Below are 18,207 nucleotides of genomic sequence, written 5' to 3' on the forward strand. Positions count from 1 at the left end.
ACCGGCATTCATCAGGAGCGTCATGCGCAGCAAACTCGTCCTGCACGCCGTCGACTCGCACACCGAGGGCATGCCCACCCGCGTGATCGCCGGCGGCATCGGCACGATCCCCGGTGCGACCATGAACGAGCGGCGGCTGTACTTCCGCGAACACCGCGACCAGATCCGGCAGTTCCTGATGAACGAGCCGCGCGGCCACTCCGCGATGAGCGGCGCGATCCTCCAGCCGCCCACCCGCCCCGACTGTGACTGGGGCGTCGTCTACATCGAGGTCTCCGGCTATCTGCCGATGTGCGGGCACGGCACGATCGGCGTGGCCACCGTGCTCGTCGAGACGGGCATGGTCGAGGTCGTCGAGCCGGTCACCACGATCCGGCTCGACACCCCGGCCGGACTCGTCGTCGCCGAAGTCGCAGTAGAGAACGGCGCGGCGAAGAACGTCACCCTCAAGAACGTCCCGTCGTTCTCCGTCGGCCTCGACCGCAAGATCACCCTCGCCGACGGGCGGACGGTGACATACGACATGGCGTACGGCGGCAATTTCTACGCCATCCTGCCGCTGGACCAGTTCGAGCTGCCGTTGGACCGGTCCCGCAAGGACGACATCATCAAGGCGGGCCTGTCCCTCATGGAGGCGATCAACGACCGGGACGAGCCGGTCCACCCCGAGGACGACTCCATTCGCGGCTGCCATCACGTCCACCTGTACGCGCCCGGCGCCACCGCCCGGTACTCCCGACACGCGATGGCGATCCACCCGGGCTGGTTCGACCGCTCACCCTGCGGAACGGGCACCAGCGCCCGCATGGCGCAGCTCCACGCGCGCGGTGAACTCCCTTTGCACACCGAGTTCGTGAACGAGTCCTTCATCGGTACGCAGTTCACCGGGCGGCTCCTCGACACCACCGAGGTCGCCGGAGTCCCCGCCGTCGTGCCCAGCTTCACCGGCCGGGCCTGGATCACCGGGACCGCCCAGTACCTGCTCGATCCCGCCGATCCGTTCCCGGGCGGATTCATCCTCTAGACCGGGGATAATGGCCGGTCACGCGTGACATTGCACCGTGGGTGACCTTGCACCACTAGGAGACTTCCGATGGCCGTCCAGCGAGCCAGCGCCCCGCCCGCCACCGCTCCGGACCTGCCCACGCTGGGCGGCAAGAAGAGCAGTTATCGCGAGCGGGTCGTCGACGCCCTGCGGGCCGCGATGATCGCGGGGGAGCTGCGGCCCGGCGAGGTGTACTCCGCGCCGACACTCGCCGCCCGCTTCGGTGTCTCGGCGACCCCGGTGCGCGAGGCCATGCTGGACCTGGCCAAGGAGGGGCTGGTGGACACCGTCCCGAACAAGGGGTTCCGGGTCACCGCCGTCTCCGAGAAGCAGCTCGACGAGTACACGCACATCCGCGCCCTGATCGAGATCCCCACGGTGGTGGGGCTGGCCGGGACCGCCGACCCCGTCTCGCTGGAGGCGCTGCGCCCGGCCGCCCGGGAGATCGTCCACGCGGCCGTGGCCGGTGACCTCATCGCGTACGTCGAGGCGGACACCCGCTTCCATCTCGGGTTGCTCGCGCTCGCGGGCAACGCCCACCTCGTCGAGGTCGTCGGTGATCTGCGGGGGCGGTCCCGCCTCTACGGGCTGACCGCCCTCGTCAAGGCAGGGCGGTTGCTGGCCTCCGCGCAGGAGCATCTGGAGCTGCTGGACGCGCTGTTGGACCGTGACAAGGCGGCCGTGCGTGACATCATGACCCGGCACCTGGGGCACGTCCGCGGACTGTGGGCCGCCCACGACTGACCGGGGCCGGGAGCCGGGAACGGCTTGATCCGAACGCCTCATAACGCAAACCACTTGCGTATCTTGCGCTATTCTTGCGCACATGACGCGACGACTTGCTGAGGTGGCGAAGAAGGTCGGGGTCAGCGAGGCCACGGTCAGCCGGGTGCTCAACGGCAAACCCGGAGTCTCCGAGCCCACCCGGCAGGCGGTGCTCTCCGCCCTGGACGTTCTGGGCTACGAGCGGCCCACGCAGTTGCGCGGGGAGCGCGCGCGGCTCGTGGGTCTGGTGCTGCCCGAGCTGCAGAACCCCATCTTCCCCGCCTTCGCCGAGGTGATCGGCGGCGCGCTCGCCCAACTCGGTCTGACCCCGGTGCTCTGCACCCAGACCAAGGGCGGCGTCTCCGAGGCCGACTACGTGACCCTGCTGCTCCAACAGCAGGTCTCCGGCGTCGTGTTCGCCGGCGGGCTCTACGCGCAGGCGGACGCGCCGCACGACCACTACCGGCTGCTCGCCGAGCGCAACATCCCGGTCGTCCTGGTCAACGCGGCCATCGACCACCTCGGTTTCCCGGCCGTGTCCTGCGACGACGCGGTCGCCGTCGAGCAGGCCTGGCGGCACCTCGCCTCCCTCGGCCACGAGCGCATCGGGCTCGTCCTCGGCCCCGCCGACCACATGCCGTCCGCAAGGAAGTTGGCCGCCGCGCGGGCCCTGGCGGCCGACCTGCCCGACGAGTTCGTCGCCCGCGCCATCTTCTCCATCGAGGGCGGCCACGCCGCGGCCTCCCGGCTGATCGACCGGGGCGTCACCGGCATCATCTGCGCCAGCGACCCCCTCGCCCTGGGTGCGATAAGGGCCGCCCGCCGCAAGGGACTTGACGTCCCGTCACAGATTTCTGTCGTGGGTTACGACGACTCCGCCTTCATGAACTGCACCGAGCCCCCGCTGACCACCGTCCGCCAGCCCATCGAGGCCATGGGCCGGGCCGCCGTGGAGCTGCTCAACTCACAGGTCGGCGGCACCGCCGTACCGGCCGAGGAGCTGCTCTTCGAACCGGAACTGGTAGTGCGTGGTTCCACCGCGCAAGCCCCGCGCGGCTGAGCGTCAGCGCGCTGTCGAATAATTACAGATTCTGCGCGACATCTTGCGGACAGGTGTCGGCGGTGCTTGAGTGTGCGGCGCCCACCGCTCCTGCCCAGAGGGGTCCACCGATGAGAAGCACCGGGTTCCGCCGCACCTTCGCCGCGATCGGCGTCTGTTCTCTCGCGCTCACTGCCTCCGCCTGCGGGTCCGGCGACGACTCGGCGAGTGGCAAGACACGCATCACGGTCAACTGCGAGCCGCCCAAGAGCGCCAAGGTCGACCGCAAGTTCTTCGACTCCGATGTCGCGGCCTTCGAGAAGAAGAACCCGGACATCGACGTCGTCACCCACGACGCGTTCCCCTGCCAGGACCCGAAGACCTTCGACGCCAAACTCGCCGGCGGCCAGATGGAGGACGTGTTCTACACGTACTTCACCGACGCCAAGCACGTCGTCGACATCAACCAGGCCGCCGATCTCACGCCGTACATCAAGGAGTTGAAGAGTTACGACACGCTGCAGAAGCAGCTGCGTGACATCTACACCGTCGACGGCAAGATCTACGGCATCCCGCGCACCGGCTACTCGATGGGCCTGATCTACAACCGCAAGCTCTTCCAGCAGGCCGGCCTCGACCCCGACAAGGCGCCGACGACCTGGGCCGAGGTCCGGGCCGACGCCAAGAAGATAGCCGCGCTCGGCAACGGCACCGTCGGCTACGCCGACTACAGCGCCCAGAACCAAGGGGGTTGGCACTTCACCGCCGAGATGTACTCGCAGGGCGGCGACGTAGTCAGCGCCGACGGCAAGAAGGCGACCATCGACACGCCCCAGGGCCACGCCGTGCTGCAGAACCTGCACGACATGCGCTGGACCGACAACTCGATGGGCAGCAAGCAGCTCCTGGTCATCAACGACGTGCAGCAGCTGATGGGTTCGGGCAAGCTCGGCATGTACCTCTCCGCGCCGGACAACATCCCGATCCTGGTCAAGGAGAAGGGCGGCAACTACGACGACCTCGCCCTCGGCCCGATGCCCGGCGGCCAGGGCACGCTCATCGGCGGCGACGGCTACATGTTCAACAAGCACGACACGCCCGCCCAGATCCGCGCCGGCCTCAAGTGGCTCGACAGCATGTTCCTCACCCCGGGCAGCGGCTTCCTCGGCGACTACGCCCGCGCCAAGAAGGCCAACGCACCCGTCGGACTGCCCGAACCGCGCCTGTTCAGCGGCGCCGCCGACGCCAAGGACCAGCAGGTCAAGAAGGCCAACTCCAATGTCCCGGTGGCGAATTACCAGGCCTTCCTCGACGGCAACCAGTCGCTCCAGATGAAGATCGAGCCGCCGGACGCCCAGCAGATCTACTCCGTCCTCGACGGAGCCGTCTCCGCCGTCCTCACCAAGAAGGACGCGAACATCGACCAACTCCTCAAGGACGCCTCCGGAAAGATCGACGGCATCCTGGCCCGGGGCTGACCCGATGACCCGGACGGCCACCCGGAGTCCCGTCGAGCCGACGGCGGTACGACAGGTCCAGGCGCCGCCCCCGCCAAGGGGGTTGGGGCGGCGCCGCCTCATCGACCAGGCCCGCGCCTACGCCTTCCTCATCGGCGGCCTGATCTGCTTCGCCCTGTTCTCCTGGTACCCGGCGATCCGCGCGGTCGTGATCGCCTTCCAGAAGTACACGCCCGGCTCCTCGCCCGAGTGGGTCGGCACCGACAACTTCACCCAGGTCTGGCACGACCCCGAGTTCGCCGATGCGTGGCGCAACACCCTCGTCTTCACGGTGCTGGCCCTGCTCATCGGCTTCGCGATCCCGTTCGTACTCGCCCTGGTCCTCAACGAGTTGAGGCACTGGAAGGCGTTCTTCAGGGTCGTCGTCTACCTCCCGGTGATGATCCCGCCGGTGGTCACCGCCCTGCTGTGGAAGTGGTTCTACGACCCGGGAGCCGGCCTCGCCAACGAGACGCTGCGCTTCCTGCACCTGCCCACCTCGAACTGGTCCAACGGCACCGACACCGCCCTCATCTCCCTGGTGATCGTGGCCACTTGGGCCAACCTGGGCGGCACCGTCCTGATCTACCTGGCCGCGCTCCAGTCCATCCCGGGCGAGCTGTACGAGGCCGCAGAACTGGACGGCGCGAGCCTGCTGCAACGCGTCCGGCATGTGACGATCCCTCAGACCCGGTTCGTCATCCTGATGCTGATGCTCCTTCAGATCATCGCCACGATGCAGGTGTTCACCGAACCGTTCGTCATCACCGGCGGCGGACCGGAGAGCGCCACCGTCACCGTCCTCTACCTGATCTACAAATACGCCTTCCTCTACAACGACTTCGGCGGCGCCTGCGCGCTCAGCGTGATGCTCCTCGTGCTGCTCGGCGTCTTCTCGGCCCTCTATCTGCGGCTGACCCGCTCCGGAGAGGACGACCTGTGACCACCCGCACGCTGCTCTCCCCGGCCAGCCTCGCCCGGCCGCGCGGAAAGGCCGTCTACTGGACGGTGTTCACCGGCGTCGTCGTGCTCTTCGCCCTCGCCTTCCTCTTCCCCGTCTACTGGATGGTCACCGGCGCGATGAAGTCGCCGGACGAGATCGCGCAGACCCCGCCCACGATCGTGCCGCACCACCTGCACATCAGCGGCTACACCGACGCCTGGGACCTGATGCAGCTCCCGGAACACCTGTGGAACACGGTCGTCCAGGCCGCCGGCGCCTGGGCGTTCCAGCTGGTCCTCTGCACGGCCGCCGCCTACGCCCTGTCCAAACTCAAGCCCGCCTTCGGCAAGTTGATCCTCGGCGGCATCCTGGCGACGCTGATGGTCCCGGCCCAGGCCCTGGTCGTACCCAAGTACCTGACCGCCGCCGACCTCCCGCTGATCCACACCAGCCTGCTCAACAGCCCCCTCGGCATCTGGCTGCCCGCAGTCGCCAACGCCTTCAACCTGTATCTCCTCAAGCGGTTCTTCGACCAACTCCCGCGCGACGTCATGGAAGCCGCCGAGATCGACGGCGCCGGGAAACTCCGCATCCTGTGGTCCATCGTCCTGCCCATGTCCCGCCCCGTGCTCGGCGTCGTGTCGATCTTCGCGCTCGTCGCCGTCTGGCAGGACTTCCTGTGGCCGCTGATGGTCTTCTCCGACACCGACAAACAGCCGATCAGCGTGGCACTCGTCCAGCTGTCCCAGAACATCCAACTGACCGTGCTCATCGCCGCGATGGTGATCGCGAGCATCCCCATGGTCGCGATGTTCCTGGTCTTCCAGCGGCACATCATCGCCGGGATCAGCGCGGGCAGCACGAAGGGCTGACACCGCCCCCTTCGACGCCCCCGACAGAAAGGCCAGCACCGTGGGACAGCCCACCCCTGCCCAGAGCCAGGACGACTGGTGGCGCTCCGCCGTCATCTACCAGGTCTACGTCCGCAGCTTCGCGGACGGCGACGGCGACGGCACCGGCGACCTCGCCGGCGTCCGCTCCCGACTGCCCTATCTCGCCCAACTCGGCGTGGACGCCCTGTGGTTCACCCCCTGGTACCTGTCGCCGATGAAGGACGGCGGCTACGACGTCGCCGACTACCGCGCCATCGACCCGGCCTTCGGCTCCCTCGCCGAGGCCGAGAAACTCATCGCCGAGGCACGGGAGTTGGGCATCCGCACGATCGTCGACATCGTGCCCAACCACGTCTCCGACCAGCACCCGTGGTTCCGCGCCGCCCTCGCCGGTGGCCCCGAGCGCGACCTCTTCCACTTCCGCCCGGGACGCGGCGAACACGGTGAACTCCCGCCCAACGACTGGCCGTCCCAGTTCGCCGCCTCCACCGAACCCGTGTGGACCCGCCTCCCCGACGGCGACTGGTACCTCCACCTGTTCACCCCCGAGCAGCCCGACCTCAACTGGGCCCACCCGGCGGTGCGTCAGGAGCACGAGGACATCCTGCGCTTCTGGTTCGAGCGCGGCGTCGAGGGCGTCCGCATCGACTCGGCGGCGCTGCTCGCCAAGGACCCGGAACTGCCCGACTTCGTCGAGGGCCGCGACCCGAACCCCTTCGTCGACCGCGACGAACTCCACGACATCTACCGCTCCTGGCGGGCCGTGGCCGACGAGTACGGCGGCGTCTTCGTCGGCGAGGTCTGGCTCCCCGACACCGAACGCTTCGCCCGCTACCTGCGCCCCGACGAACTGCACACCGCCTTCAACTTCGCGTTCCTGTCCTGCCCTTGGGACCCGGACCGGCTGCGCGCCTCGATCGACGAGACCCTCGCCGAGCACACCCCGATCGGCGCGCCCGCCACCTGGGTCCTGTGCAACCACGACGTGACCCGCACGGTTACCCGCTACGGCCGCGCCGACACCGGCTTCGACTTCGCCACCAAGGCCTTCGGCACCCCGACCGACCTCGCCCTCGGCACCCGGCGCGCACGGGCGGCCGCCCTGCTCTCGCTGGCCCTGCCCGGGGTCGTCTACCTCTACCAGGGGGAGGAGCTGGGACTGCCCGAGGTCGAGCTGCCCGTCGACCGCATACAGGATCCGATGTACCTCCGGTCCGGCGGCACCGACCCCGGCCGCGACGGCTGCCGGGTGCCGCTGCCCTGGATCGAGGGGGCACCGTACGCGGGCTTCGGTTCGCGCGATGAGCCGTGGCTGCCGCAGCCGGTCGGCTGGACATCGTATGCGGTCGACCGTCAGCAGCGGACCGCCGACTCCATACTCAACCTCTACCGCGAGGCGATCCACCTCCGGCCGGTCTTCGGCGACGGCCCCCTCACCTGGCTGCCCGCCCCCGACGGCGTCCTCGCCTTCGCCCGCGCGGAGGGCGTGACCTGCGTGGTCAACCTCGCCGACGCGCCCGCCGACCTCCCCGCCCACACCCACCTCCTGCTGAACAGCGGCCCCCTGGACGACCAGGGACGCCTGCCGCGGGACACGGCCGCCTGGCTGCGCACCGCATAGCCGCCGGCCCTCGGCCGCCACCCTGCATCCGCTATCCCCGCACCCCCACCTCGAAGGGATCAGCACATGCACAGCACCACCTTGCGATCTGTCAGGCGCATGCCAATCATGAGTACGGCCGTCGCGCTCGCCGCCGGCATGCTCGTCGCCCTGACCCCCGCCGCCGCCCACGCCGCCTCGGGCGCCTCCCTCCCCTTCACCTCCGTCGAGGCCGAGTCGGCCACCACCACCGGCACGAAGATCGGCCCCGACTACACCCAGGGGACCCTCGCCTCCGAGGCCTCCGGACGCCAGGCCGTACGGCTCACCTCCGGGCAGCGCGTCGAGTTCACCGTGCCGCGCGCGGCCAACGCCGTGAACGTGTCCTACAACGTCCCGGACGGCCAGAGCGGCAGCCTCGACGTGTACGTCAACGGTGTCAAGATCAGCAAGACGCTCGCGGTGACGTCCAAGTACTCGTACGTCGACACGAGTTGGATCGCGGGCGCCAAGACGCACCACTTCTTCGACAACTCCCGGCTCCTGCTCGGCCAGAACGTGCAGCAGGGCGACAAGGTCGCTTTCGTGGCGACGGGCACCCAAGTCACCGTCGACGTCGCCGACTTCGAGCAGGTCGCCGGGGCCGCCGCGCAGCCCGCCGGTTCGGTGTCCGTGGTCTCCAAGGGCGCCGACCCCAGCGGCGCGGGCGACTCCACCCAGGCCTTCCGGGACGCCATCTCCGCCGCGCAAGGGGGAGTGGTGTGGATCCCGCCGGGCGACTACCGGCTCACCTCCTCGCTCAGCGGTGTGCAGAACGTGACGCTCCAGGGCGCCGGTCAGTGGTACTCGGTCGTGCACACCTCGCGCTTCATCGACCAGTCCAGCTCCTCCGGCGGCGTCCACATCAAGGACTTCGCGGTCATCGGCGAGGTCACCGAGCGCGTCGACTCCAACCCGGACAACTTCGTCAACGGGTCGCTGGGACCGGGCAGTTCGGTCTCCGGGATGTGGATCCAGCACCTCAAGGTCGGCCTCTGGCTGACGGGCAACAACGACAACCTCGTCGTCGAGAACAACCGCATCCTCGACACCACCGCCGACGGCCTCAACCTCAACGGCAACGCCCACGGCGTCATCGTCCGCAACAATTTCCTCCGTAACCAGGGCGACGACTCCCTCGCCATGTGGTCGCTCAACTCCCCGGACACCAACAGCAGTTTCGAGAACAACACCATCTCCCAGCCGAACCTCGCCAACGGCATCGCGATCTACGGCGGCACGAACATCGTGGTCAGGAACAACCTGGTCTCCGACACCAACGCCCTCGGCAGCGGCATCGCGATCTCCAACCAGAAGTTCCTCGACCCCTTCTCCCCGCTCGCCGGCACCATCACGGTCGACGGCAACACCCTCGTCCGCACCGGCGCGATCAACCCCAACTGGGGCCATCCCATGAGCGCGTTGCGCGTCGACTCCTACGACAGCGCGGTCAACGCCACCGTCACCATCACCAACACGACGATCACCAACAGCCCTTACAGTGCCTTCGAGTTCGTGTCCGGCGGCGGGCACGGCTACTCGACCGGCAACGTCACCGTGAGCGGGGCGAGCGTGCAGAACACCGGCACGGTCGTCGTCCAGGCCGAGGCGCAGGGCGCGGCCAGGTTCAGCAACGTGCAGGCCGGCGGCGTCGGCGCGGCCGGCATCTACAACTGCCCCTACCCGTCCGGCTCCGGGGTCTTCAGCCTCACCGACGGCGGCGGCAACTCCGGCTGGAGCAGCACCTGGTCGGACTGCTCGACCTGGCCGCAGCCCGGGCAGGGCAACCCGCCCCCGGACCAGAACACCAACCTCGCCAAGGGCCGCCCGGCCACGGCGACCGGCTCGCAGGACGTCTACACGCCGGGCAAGGCGGTCGACGGCGACGCCAACTCCTACTGGGAGTCCGCCAACAACGCCTTCCCGCAGGCCTGGACGGTCGACCTCGGCTCCAACCAGGCAGTGCGCAGGCTGGTGTTGAAGCTCCCGCCGTCCTCCGCGTGGGGTGCCCGCACGCAGACGCTGTCCGTGCTGGGCTCCACCGACGGCTCGGCCTACTCGACCGTCGTCGGCTCCACCGGCTACCGCTTCGACCCGGCGAGCGGGAACACGGTCACCGTGGCCCTGCCGAGCGGCACGAACCTGCGCTATGTGCGGCTCAACGTCACCGCCAACACCGGCTGGCCCGCAGCGCAGTTCAGCGAAGTGGAGGCGTATCAGACTTCGTGAGCCGGTCCTGAATCGGGAGCGTCCCGCGCTTCGCCGCCTGGATCTGCTCGTAGACATGGGTCCGCAGTTCGGCGAAGCGCGGGGCGACCCGGGTGTGCAACTGGTCGCGTTCCACCGGCAGATCGACCTTCAGCTGCTCCTGCACGACGGTCGGCGACGCGGACAGCACGACCACCCGCTCACCCAAGTACACGGCCTCGTCGATGTCGTGGGTCACGAACAGGATCGTGATCCCGCGCTCCCGCCACAACCCCCGTACCAGGTCCTCCAGATCGGCCCGGGTCTGCGCGTCGACCGCCGCGAACGGCTCGTCCATCAGCAGGACTTCGGGCTCGTAGGCGAGCGCGCGGGCGATCGCGACCCGCTGCTGCATCCCGCCGGACAGCTGCCACGGATACGCACCCGCGGCCTCCGTCAGCCCCACCGACTCCAGTGCGTCCGCCACCAGCTCACGCCGTCGAGCCTTCGACAAGTTCTTTTGCTTCAGGGGCAGTTCGACGTTCTCGCCGACCCGCATCCAGGGGAAGAGACTGCGCCCGTACTCCTGGAACACGAACGCCATCCCGGGCGGCGGACCGCTCACCTTCCGACCGCCCAGGAGGACTTCGCCCGCGGTCGGGGTGAGCAGGCCGCCCATGCACTTCAGCAGCGTGGTCTTGCCGCAGCCCGACGGGCCGACGAGACAGACGAGTTCGCCGGCGTCGACGGTGAAGGTGAGGTCCCGCACCGCCTCCACCCGGCGACCGGAACCCTCGTAGACCTTGTTCAGGCCGCGTACGTCGAGCATGGACCGCCCTTTCACGATGTTCACGGGGACCGGCGGGCGGCCGCGCGCAGGCCGTGGTACCAGCCGAGCACCCGCCGCTCGACCAGCTGGAAGACGACGGAGAGCAGGAATCCCAGGATCCCGAGGACGAGGATGCCCGTCCACATGTCCGGTATGGCGAAGCTGCGTTGGAACTGGACGATGGTGAAGCCCAGCCCGTCGGTGGCCGCGAACATCTCGCTGATGACCATGAGGATGATCCCGATCGACAGCGCCTGGCGCAGCCCCGCGAAGATCTGCGGGCTCGCCGAGCGCAGCACCAGCGTGCGCAGCCGGGCGACGCCCGTCACGCCGTAGGAGAGGGCTGTTTCCTTCATGACCGGGTCGACCGCGCGGACGCCCTCGACCGTGTTGAGGAGGACGGGCCAGACGCAGCCGCTCGCGATGACCACGATCTTCATCGTGTCGCCGATGCCCGCGAACAGCATGATGACCGGGACCAACACCGGTGGCGGGACCGCCCGCAGGAACTCCAGGACCGGTTCGCACACCGCGCGCACCCGCCGGTACGAGCCGATGACCGTGCCGATCGCGACGCCGACGACGGCCGCCGTGGCGTAACCGGCCGCGAGGCGCAGGACGCTGGGCAGGACGTCCGTCTTGAGGCGGTCGCCGGTCCACACGTCGGGGAAGGTCTTGAGGATCGTGCGCAGCGGCGGCCAGTACACGTTGGTGCTGCCGTCCGACGCCAGCCACCACAGGGCGATCAGGACGGCCGGCAGCGCGACCGCGAACAGCAGCCGGATCAGGGTCCGCCTCACACCGCCACCTCCCCGCGCACCGACTGGTGCCAGGCCAGCGCCCGCCGTTCCACCGTCCGCGCGCCCACGTTGATGAGCAGCCCCAGCAGACCGGTCACCACGATCAGCGCGTACATCTCCGGTACGGCCTGCGAGGTCTGCGCGACCGCGATGGTCGCGCCCAACCCCGGTGCCCCGATGACCAGTTCGGCGGTGATGGTGAGGATCAGCGCGACGGCCGCCGCGAGGCGCACGCCCGTCATGACGTACGGCAGCGCGCTCGGCCACAGCACGTGCCGGACCCGGGCCCAGGTGCTGAGACCGTACGACCGCGCCGTCTCCTCGGCGACCGGGTCGACGTCCTGGACGCCGTAGAGGACCTGGATCAGGATCTGCCAGAAGGAGGCGTAGACGACGAGCAATAGCACCGACTTGAGTTCCGTGCCGTACAACAGCACTGCCAGGGGGATGAGGGCGACCGACGGGATCGGGCGGAGGAACTCGATCGTCGAGGCCGTGGCCTCGCGGAGGTGGGGGACGACGGAGAGCAGGACGCCGACGACGATGCCCGCGCCGACGGCGATCGCCAGGCCCAGGGCCCAGCCGGTGAGGGTGTCGCCGAGGGCCGACCAGAAGGCGCCGTCCTGGAGTTCGTCCCAGAACGCGGAGGCGATCCTGCTCGTCGGCGGGAAGTAGGCCTCCTTGACGATGCCGACGCGCGGCACGACCTCGCCGAGGGCGAGGAAGGCCGCGAGTCCGGCCGCACCGAGTGCGGTGTTCAGTCCCTTCACGGAAGCAGCGTGTTCAGGTCGGGGGTCTTCTTGAAGAGGCCGTCGGTCTCGCTCAGCTTCTCCAGCGCCTCGATCGACGAACGGTTCGGATCCGCGGGCCACTTGGGCAGGATCACCTTGGCCAGCACGCTGGAGGGGACCTTGGTGTAGGTGGCGACGATCTGCCGGACCTCGTCCGGGTGGGCGTCGGCGTAGGCCAGGGACTCGGCGGTGGCCTCCTGGAACGCCTTGACGGTGGCCGCGTTCTTCGTGGCGTACGCCTGCGAGGTGAAGTACATGGCGACGGTGAGGTTCTTCGCCACGTCCACCATCGGCCAGGCGATCTGCTGGGCGCCCTGGTTCAACATCGTGGTGAGCGCGGGTTCGACGGCCATGGCGGCGTCGATCTGGCCCTTGTCGAGCGCGGCCGGCATCTGGTCGAAGGCCAGTTCCACGAACTTGACCTTGTCCGGATCGCCGCCGGCCTTGCGGACGGACTCGCGTACGGCCGTCTCGTTGATGTTCTTCAGCGTGTTGACCGCGACCTTCTTGCCCTCCAGCTCCTTCGCCGACTTGAGGGTGCTGCCCTTCTTGACGACGAGGGCGCCAAAGTCCTTGCCGGACACGCCCGTTGAGGCGACGCCGTTGGCGATGGCCTTCACGGGAACGTCGTTGGACTGGGCGAGCATCAGGGAGGTCATGTTGGAGAAGCCGAACTGGAACTGGCCGCTCACCACACCCGGCACGATGGCCGCGCCGCCCTGCGCGAGGGTCATCGAGAGCTTCAGGCCGTGCTTGCTGAAGAAGCCCTCCTTCTGGCCGAGGTAGAGCGGGGCGACATCGACGATGGGGATGACCCCCACCTTGACGGTGGTGGTTCCGGTGGACGAACTGCTGTTGTCCGACGCTCCGTTGCCGGACGAACCGCAGGCCGACGCGGCGACCAGCATGGATCCGGCCGCGAGGCCGACGAGCAGACGACGCATGGCAACTCCTGTGCAGACGACGGTGTTCCGACAGGCTGTGCGCACATCGCACAGTGGTGCTCAATTGGTGTTGAGCGGGAACGTAAGGCCCCGTCGCGGCCAGGTCAATGCCTAGTGCTCACAATATTGTTGACAGTTACCGAAGTGCGCTCTTGCCGTGTCGTGAGTGCGCTCTTGCCGGGTTGTCCGGCGTCATCGAGGAGCTGGCCCGCGTCGTCACGGGTCCAGGAGGCGTCGTCACAGATCCAGGACGAGCCGCTTTCCCAGGCAGCGTGAGACGCAGATGAGCATCGTCTCGCCGGCCGCCCGCTCCTCCTCGCTCAGCACCGAGTCGCGGTGGTCCGGGGTGCCTTCGAGGACGTCGGTCTCGCAGGTCCCGCAGGTGCCCTCGGTGCAGGAGAACAGCACCTCGACACCGGCGGCGTGCACGGTGTCGAGCACGGACACGCCCACCGGGACGGTGACCGTCTTCCCGCTCTGCTCCAGCACGACCTCGAACTCGCTGTCGGTGCCCGCGACTTGGGCCTTGGGCGAGAACCGCTCGACATGCAGGATGCCGCCGGGGCACCGTGCCTCGACCGCGTCGAGCAGCGGCCCGGGACCACAGCAGTAGACGAGGGTGCCGTCCGGAACGTCGTCCAGGACCGACGGCAGGTCGAGCAGCCCGACCTCGTCCTGCGGAGCGACGGTGACGCGGTCGCCGTAGCGGCTCAACTCCTCGGTGAACGCTATGGAGTTGCGGGTGCGGCCGCCGTAGAGCAGGCTCCACTCCGCGCCCGCCGCCTCGGCCGCGGCCAGCATCGGGAGGATGGGTGTGATGCCGATGCCGCCCGCGACGAAGCGGTAGCGGGGGGCGGGCTCCAGCCGGAAGTGGTTGCGCGGGCCGCGTACCCGCACCTTGTCGCCCTGCTCCAACTGCCCGTGCACGTAAGCCGATCCGCCTCGCCCGTCGGGCTCGCGCAGTACGGCGATCCGCCAGGTCGTACGGTCGGCCGGGTCGCCGCACAGTGAGTACTGGCGCTCCAGGTCGGGGCCGAGGACGACGTCGATGTGGGCGCCCGGTTCCCAGGTGGGGAGTTGCTCGCCCAGCGGGTGGCGCAGGGTGAGGGCGAGGACGCCGTCTGCCGCCAACTCCCGTCCGGCTAGGACGAGTTCGGCATCGTAGGTGGTCATGCGTCGGCTCCCTGTGCATCGTCGACGACGTGGCCGCGGGGGTGGGCGAGCATCCACTCCCACATCTCGATCGGGTCCTGGGACGTGTGCTCGCGGCCGCAGTGGCAGGTGCCGTGCAGGACGTCGGTGCCCGGCAGCCAGTCGATGCGGTAGACCTCGCCGGTCGGAGCGGTCACTGGACCTTCTCCACGGGCTTGGCGCCCTCCTCGACCAGCCGGGCGAGGATACGGCGGGCGGCGAGGCCACCGGTGTCGATGTTGATGCTCAGCTCCTGGTAGCCACCGCGTTCCGAACCCAGCGTCTTCTGAAGGAGGTTGAGCGCGTCCACGTCCTGCATGACGACGGTGTGGTTGTTGCCGCGCAGGAACTCGGTGACCTCGGCGTCGTCGGTCGCCCAGTCGCGGGAGACCGCCCAGAAGTCGTACACCTTGCCGTCCGACGAGGGCGTGATGGCGTAGGTGATCTCGGTGTGGAACCCGTTCGGGTCGCTGCCGTCCTCCTCGGGGAGTACGCCGACCGGGGCGATACGGCTGTGCAGGAGGTAGAGGCACGGCGCGTGGTACTCGATGTCCTGCCAGCGGGTGATCCGGCCTTGTATTCCAGTGGACTTGGCGTAGAACGGCGGGCATTCCGCGTCGCCCATGTGCCGGCTGACCCGTACGACGCCGGCGCCCTCGTCGACCTCCGTGGTGATCGGGGTCTCGGCGACCTCGGGGGAGCCGATGTAACCGCCGTGCAGATAGGTCTCGTGGGAGAGGTCGAGGAGGTTGTCGACGAGGAGGCCGTAGTCGGCGTCGATCGGTTCCATGCCGCTGACGGTGACCCACTCGGGGGAGGCGAGGTGCGGGGCGCGGGGGATGACCTGCGGGTCCGCGAGCGCCGGGTCGCCGATCCACACCCAGACCAGCGCGTCCTGCTCGACCACCGGGTAGGAGGCGACGCGGGCGGTGCGGGGGATGCGTTTCTGCCCCGGCACGTACACGCAGGTGCCCGTCGTGTCGTAGGTGAAGCCGTGGTAGCCGCACACGATGCGGTCCCCGTCGAGGCGGCTCTCGGAGAGGGGGAACCGGCGGTGCACACACCGGTCGTGGAGCGCTACGGCGGTGCCGTCGTCCTCGGTGCGGTAGAAGACGAGGGGTTCGCCGAGGATCGTCCGGCCGAGCAGGTCCCGGCCGACCTCGTGGCTGTAGGCGGCGACGTACCACTGGTTGCGGGCGAAGGCGGTGGTGTGCGGCATTGGCGGTCCCGTCCCTGTCGGCGGGGCTTCGTCGCCCCGCGTGCCGTGGTTGGGATCAGCGTCCTGAGGCGGGCGGGGGGTCGGCAAGGTGGCTTCTGTCAGGCGGAAGGGTTTCCGCGTCGTCCTCCCGTGGCCGACGCACGCGCTGGGTTCGCCGGTCCCGTGCCGTATCGCATTCTTCCGACGCCCTGTCGGAGCGAAGGCGCAGTTTGGCGTCATGTGATCGCTTCGGTGATCGTTCATGGCCTTGTGATCGGTTGAACTCCCTTGCGCCTCAAGGGAGTTCTACGCCGATGCCGCCATGGAAGCCGTAAGTGTTGGGGCCCGTCTCGCGTCGAGCGTCGTCGGCCCGCTGGTGAAGAAGCTGTTTCGCCCGGACGGGCCCGGCGCGGGGTTGGTCGACAGACCTGTCCGCATCTCCGGCCTGGTGTCGTTCCGTGGGGAGAAGCGGACTCTCACCGATGTCGAACTCCGTAAGATCGCCGAGGAGTTGGTCGAGCGCGCGGCGCTGTCGACGGGTGTCTCGGAACGGCTTCCCCGCTTCGAGCAACGTGCCGTGGTGAACGCCGTCACCCACTCGCTGTGTTTTCTGGAGCACATCGACATGGACGACGTCCAGGCCGTTCAGCTCGGCCATCTGGAATTGTCACGGAGCCTCCGGTCGAGCAATCCGGCTGCGACGATCGGGCTTTCGAGTGATGCGGTGCTATTGCATGCTGGGATTGGCTCGACGAGTTCCCTCGTCTCGTCGAACTGACGCTGGAAACGCCCCTCCCCGAAGTGGACGTCAGTTCGCTGCGGTTCGTGCCCTCCCTGCGCATCCTGCGGGTGCCGTCCACCGTGAGAACGGTCGGTGACGAAGTGCTGCCGACAACCTTGAAGATCATTCGTACAAGCTGAAGCGGCGCCTGCGCTGTTTCCCGGCGTGGACCCGGTTGACCACGACCGTCGCCCCGAGCGCACCGAGCAGCGGGGCCAGCAGATACACGGGCAGGAGCGAGGGGTTGCCCGAGAACATCGCCGGCCCGAACTCCCGTGCCGGGTTGGCGATTCCGCCCGACAGCGTGCCGAAGGCGATGATCTGGACGGCGATCATCGTGCCGACCGCCCACGGGGTGAACGGCCCAAGTCGGCGACTGGAGACGGCGATTCCGGCGACGGCGACGATGACGAACATCGTGGCGGTCTCGATCAGGGCGACGGAGGCCCAACTCCAGCCGGGGGCAGGGCGGATGACGGCGTAGTCCACGACCGGGGAGGCGAACACCGGGCCCCAGACCAGTCGTCCGGCCGAGACGCCGAGCAGGGATCCGATCAGTTGACCGGCGACGTAAGGGGCGACATCGCGGCCCGGGGTGCGGCCGTAGCGCCACATCGCGAGGGTGATCGCCGGGTTGATGTGGCCGCCGGTGACCTTGCCCCAGGGGGAGAGCATGACGGCGGTGACCGTGTAGCCGGAGAGAGGGGCCACCGCGAGGAGTCTGCCCTCCGGGGTGTTCCACCAGCCGACGGACGCCGGGCCGATGGTGCCCAGCAGCCAGCGGACCGTTGTCGCCACGACGAACAACATCAAGGCGGTCAGGGCTAGTTCGAGGAGCGCGGAGTGAAGTGTGCGCCGCCACGGGGGACTTGGGGATGCGTCCTTCACCGCGGCTTCCCTCACGGTGGCTCCGTTCACAGCGGCTTCGTCCAGGACGCGTCGGAACGGGTCAGGACGAACGCCGTGACGGAGGCCGCCACCAGCAGCACCGCGGCGAACAGCAGAGGCAGTGCCCGGCCGCCGTGCTCGACCGCCAGGGCACCGGCCAGACCGCCGGCGAACATCGCCCCGGCCGAGAGCACGCGGCGGCCGACCTTGCTGCCCTTGCCGCCCGCGAGACGGCTGTCCGCGGCGACCCCGGTGATGGTGAGCGTCAGGACGGTCGTGGTCAGGTCGGGTACGGCCAGGGCGCGGGCGGTGGCGTTCTGCACGCCCATCGCCAGGCCGAGGAGGGCGATCAAGACGTACTGGACTGCCGTGGTCACGTGCGAGATGTCGGCGACCTGGGCGACGACGTACGCCGCCAGGACCAGGGTCGTCTCCAGCAGCAGTGCCAGGTGCAGGACCCGTCCCCGGTGGGCGGCGGCCCCGTGTGCGAGGCGGCCGCCGAGCAGGGCGCCGAGGGCGAACGCGGCCAATGCGGCGAGGGAGGCGGCCAGGGAGAAGCCCGCCGCGCCGGCGATCGCGAAGCCGGAGAAGACGACGTTGCCGGTCATGTTGGCGACGAAGACATGGCCCAGGACGAGGTAGCTGAAGGCGTCCACGAGCCCGGTCACCACCGTCAGCGCGAGCATCAGGGGAGGGAGCGGGCCGTGCCGGTCCTCCATGTCGGGGACGACCGTGGTCCACGCGTCGCGCAGTACGGCAGACATGGCATTGCTCCCAT

The 18,207-nt window shown here is 68.9% G+C and carries 18 protein-coding genes; 9 read left to right on the top strand and 9 right to left on the bottom strand.

Annotated elements, in window-relative coordinates:
* Window positions 1-22 precede the first annotated feature (22 nt).
* The 8 genes from OO69_RS17755 to OO69_RS17790 all read left to right on the top strand — a co-directional run bounded on the left by OO69_RS17755 (window position 23) and on the right by OO69_RS17790 (window position 10,049).
* Window positions 23-1,024: a proline racemase family protein gene (locus OO69_RS17755; RefSeq protein WP_033281647.1), complete on the top strand. Its 1,002-nt coding sequence runs from the start codon at window positions 23-25 to the stop codon at window positions 1,022-1,024.
* A 69-nt stretch (window positions 1,025-1,093) separates the two neighbouring features.
* The gene (locus tag OO69_RS17760; RefSeq protein WP_033281648.1) at window positions 1,094-1,789 is read left to right on the top strand and encodes a GntR family transcriptional regulator; all 696 of its coding nucleotides are present in this window, start codon (window positions 1,094-1,096) and stop codon (window positions 1,787-1,789) included.
* A gap of 82 nt (window positions 1,790-1,871) precedes the next feature.
* A complete protein-coding gene (locus tag OO69_RS17765) occupies window positions 1,872-2,870 on the top strand; it encodes a LacI family DNA-binding transcriptional regulator (RefSeq protein WP_199810970.1) in 999 nt (332 codons plus the stop codon).
* 110 nt (window positions 2,871-2,980) lie between these two features.
* Window positions 2,981-4,327 (top strand): ABC transporter substrate-binding protein, encoded by a 1,347-nt coding sequence (locus OO69_RS17770; RefSeq protein ID WP_033281650.1) that lies wholly within the window; start codon window positions 2,981-2,983, stop codon window positions 4,325-4,327.
* A gap of 4 nt (window positions 4,328-4,331) precedes the next feature.
* Window positions 4,332-5,288: a carbohydrate ABC transporter permease gene (locus OO69_RS17775; RefSeq protein ID WP_033281651.1), complete on the top strand. Its 957-nt coding sequence runs from the start codon at window positions 4,332-4,334 to the stop codon at window positions 5,286-5,288.
* Window positions 5,285-6,160 carry a carbohydrate ABC transporter permease gene (locus OO69_RS17780; protein WP_033281652.1) on the top strand — a complete coding sequence of 292 codons (876 nt, stop codon included), beginning with the start codon at window positions 5,285-5,287 and terminating at the stop codon, window positions 6,158-6,160. Before OO69_RS17775 ends, OO69_RS17780 begins: the two co-directional genes overlap by 4 nt.
* Window positions 6,161-6,200: 40 nt before the next feature.
* Window positions 6,201-7,802 carry a glycoside hydrolase family 13 protein gene (locus tag OO69_RS17785; RefSeq protein ID WP_033281653.1) on the top strand — a complete coding sequence of 534 codons (1,602 nt, stop codon included), beginning with the start codon at window positions 6,201-6,203 and terminating at the stop codon, window positions 7,800-7,802.
* 66 nt (window positions 7,803-7,868) lie between these two features.
* Window positions 7,869-10,049, top strand: a complete 2,181-nt coding sequence (locus OO69_RS17790; RefSeq protein ID WP_033281654.1) for a discoidin domain-containing protein — start codon at window positions 7,869-7,871, stop codon at window positions 10,047-10,049.
* On the opposite strand, the gene OO69_RS17795 is transcribed toward OO69_RS17790, so the two are convergent.
* The 7 genes from OO69_RS17795 to OO69_RS17825 form a co-directional block, all read right to left on the bottom strand.
* Window positions 10,018-10,836, bottom strand: coding sequence for an ABC transporter ATP-binding protein (locus tag OO69_RS17795; RefSeq protein ID WP_199810971.1), 819 nt, complete (start codon window positions 10,834-10,836; stop codon window positions 10,018-10,020). The genes OO69_RS17790 and OO69_RS17795 overlap by 32 nt on opposite strands.
* Window positions 10,837-10,856: 20 nt before the next feature.
* The gene (locus tag OO69_RS17800; RefSeq protein ID WP_033281655.1) at window positions 10,857-11,636 is read right to left on the bottom strand and encodes an ABC transporter permease; all 780 of its coding nucleotides are present in this window, start codon (window positions 11,634-11,636) and stop codon (window positions 10,857-10,859) included.
* A complete protein-coding gene (locus OO69_RS17805) occupies window positions 11,633-12,406 on the bottom strand; it encodes an ABC transporter permease (RefSeq protein ID WP_033281656.1) in 774 nt (257 codons plus the stop codon). The genes OO69_RS17800 and OO69_RS17805 overlap by 4 nt, the downstream gene beginning before the upstream one ends.
* Entirely contained in the window at window positions 12,403-13,371 is a 969-nt protein-coding gene (locus OO69_RS17810; RefSeq protein WP_033281657.1) for an ABC transporter substrate-binding protein, read from the bottom strand. The genes OO69_RS17805 and OO69_RS17810 overlap by 4 nt, the downstream gene beginning before the upstream one ends.
* A gap of 237 nt (window positions 13,372-13,608) precedes the next feature.
* Window positions 13,609-14,544: a PDR/VanB family oxidoreductase gene (locus OO69_RS17815; RefSeq protein WP_033281658.1), complete on the bottom strand. Its 936-nt coding sequence runs from the start codon at window positions 14,542-14,544 to the stop codon at window positions 13,609-13,611.
* Window positions 14,541-14,720 (bottom strand): hypothetical protein, encoded by a 180-nt coding sequence (locus OO69_RS17820; RefSeq protein ID WP_033281659.1) that lies wholly within the window; start codon window positions 14,718-14,720, stop codon window positions 14,541-14,543. The genes OO69_RS17815 and OO69_RS17820 overlap by 4 nt, the downstream gene beginning before the upstream one ends.
* Window positions 14,717-15,781, bottom strand: coding sequence for an aromatic ring-hydroxylating dioxygenase subunit alpha (locus tag OO69_RS17825; protein WP_033281660.1), 1,065 nt, complete (start codon window positions 15,779-15,781; stop codon window positions 14,717-14,719). The genes OO69_RS17820 and OO69_RS17825 overlap by 4 nt, the downstream gene beginning before the upstream one ends.
* A 301-nt stretch (window positions 15,782-16,082) precedes the next feature.
* On the opposite strand from OO69_RS17825, the gene OO69_RS49460 reads away from it, so the two are divergent.
* Window positions 16,083-16,538, top strand: a complete 456-nt coding sequence (locus OO69_RS49460; RefSeq protein WP_051801082.1) for a hypothetical protein — start codon at window positions 16,083-16,085, stop codon at window positions 16,536-16,538.
* A gap of 126 nt (window positions 16,539-16,664) precedes the next feature.
* Here the strand turns inward: OO69_RS49460 and OO69_RS17840 are convergent, their stop codons facing one another.
* Window positions 16,665-17,339, bottom strand: a complete 675-nt coding sequence (locus tag OO69_RS17840) for an MIP/aquaporin family protein (protein WP_234444464.1) — start codon at window positions 17,337-17,339, stop codon at window positions 16,665-16,667.
* A gap of 116 nt (window positions 17,340-17,455) precedes the next feature.
* Window positions 17,456-18,193 carry a YoaK family protein gene (locus OO69_RS17845; protein ID WP_033281663.1) on the bottom strand — a complete coding sequence of 246 codons (738 nt, stop codon included), beginning with the start codon at window positions 18,191-18,193 and terminating at the stop codon, window positions 17,456-17,458.
* Window positions 18,194-18,207 lie beyond the last annotated feature (14 nt).

It is taken from the genome of Streptomyces sp. NRRL F-525 (assembly GCF_000716605.1).
In the GTDB taxonomy this organism is placed as follows: Bacteria; Actinomycetota; Actinomycetes; order Streptomycetales; family Streptomycetaceae; genus Streptomyces.

Bases quoted from the DNA above. Each gene is read 5' to 3' on its own strand.
- OO69_RS17755 (WP_033281647.1), top strand. From the start codon at position 23: ATGCGCAGCAAACTCGTCCTGCACGCCGTCGACTCGCACACCGAGGGC.
- OO69_RS17760 (WP_033281648.1), top strand. From the start codon at position 1,094: ATGGCCGTCCAGCGAGCCAGCGCCCCGCCCGCCACCGCTCCGGACCTG.
- OO69_RS17765 (WP_199810970.1), top strand. From the start codon at position 1,872: ATGACGCGACGACTTGCTGAGGTGGCGAAGAAGGTCGGGGTCAGCGAG.
- OO69_RS17770 (WP_033281650.1), top strand. From the start codon at position 2,981: ATGAGAAGCACCGGGTTCCGCCGCACCTTCGCCGCGATCGGCGTCTGT.
- OO69_RS17775 (WP_033281651.1), top strand. From the start codon at position 4,332: ATGACCCGGACGGCCACCCGGAGTCCCGTCGAGCCGACGGCGGTACGA.
- OO69_RS17790 (WP_033281654.1), top strand. From the start codon at position 7,869: ATGCACAGCACCACCTTGCGATCTGTCAGGCGCATGCCAATCATGAGT.
- OO69_RS17795 (WP_199810971.1), bottom strand. From the start codon at position 10,836: ATGCTCGACGTACGCGGCCTGAACAAGGTCTACGAGGGTTCCGGTCGC.
- OO69_RS17810 (WP_033281657.1), bottom strand. From the start codon at position 13,371: ATGCGTCGTCTGCTCGTCGGCCTCGCGGCCGGATCCATGCTGGTCGCC.
- OO69_RS17815 (WP_033281658.1), bottom strand. From the start codon at position 14,544: ATGACCACCTACGATGCCGAACTCGTCCTAGCCGGACGGGAGTTGGCG.
- OO69_RS17825 (WP_033281660.1), bottom strand. From the start codon at position 15,781: ATGCCGCACACCACCGCCTTCGCCCGCAACCAGTGGTACGTCGCCGCC.
- OO69_RS49460 (WP_051801082.1), top strand. From the start codon at position 16,083: ATGGAAGCCGTAAGTGTTGGGGCCCGTCTCGCGTCGAGCGTCGTCGGC.
- OO69_RS17845 (WP_033281663.1), bottom strand. From the start codon at position 18,193: ATGTCTGCCGTACTGCGCGACGCGTGGACCACGGTCGTCCCCGACATG.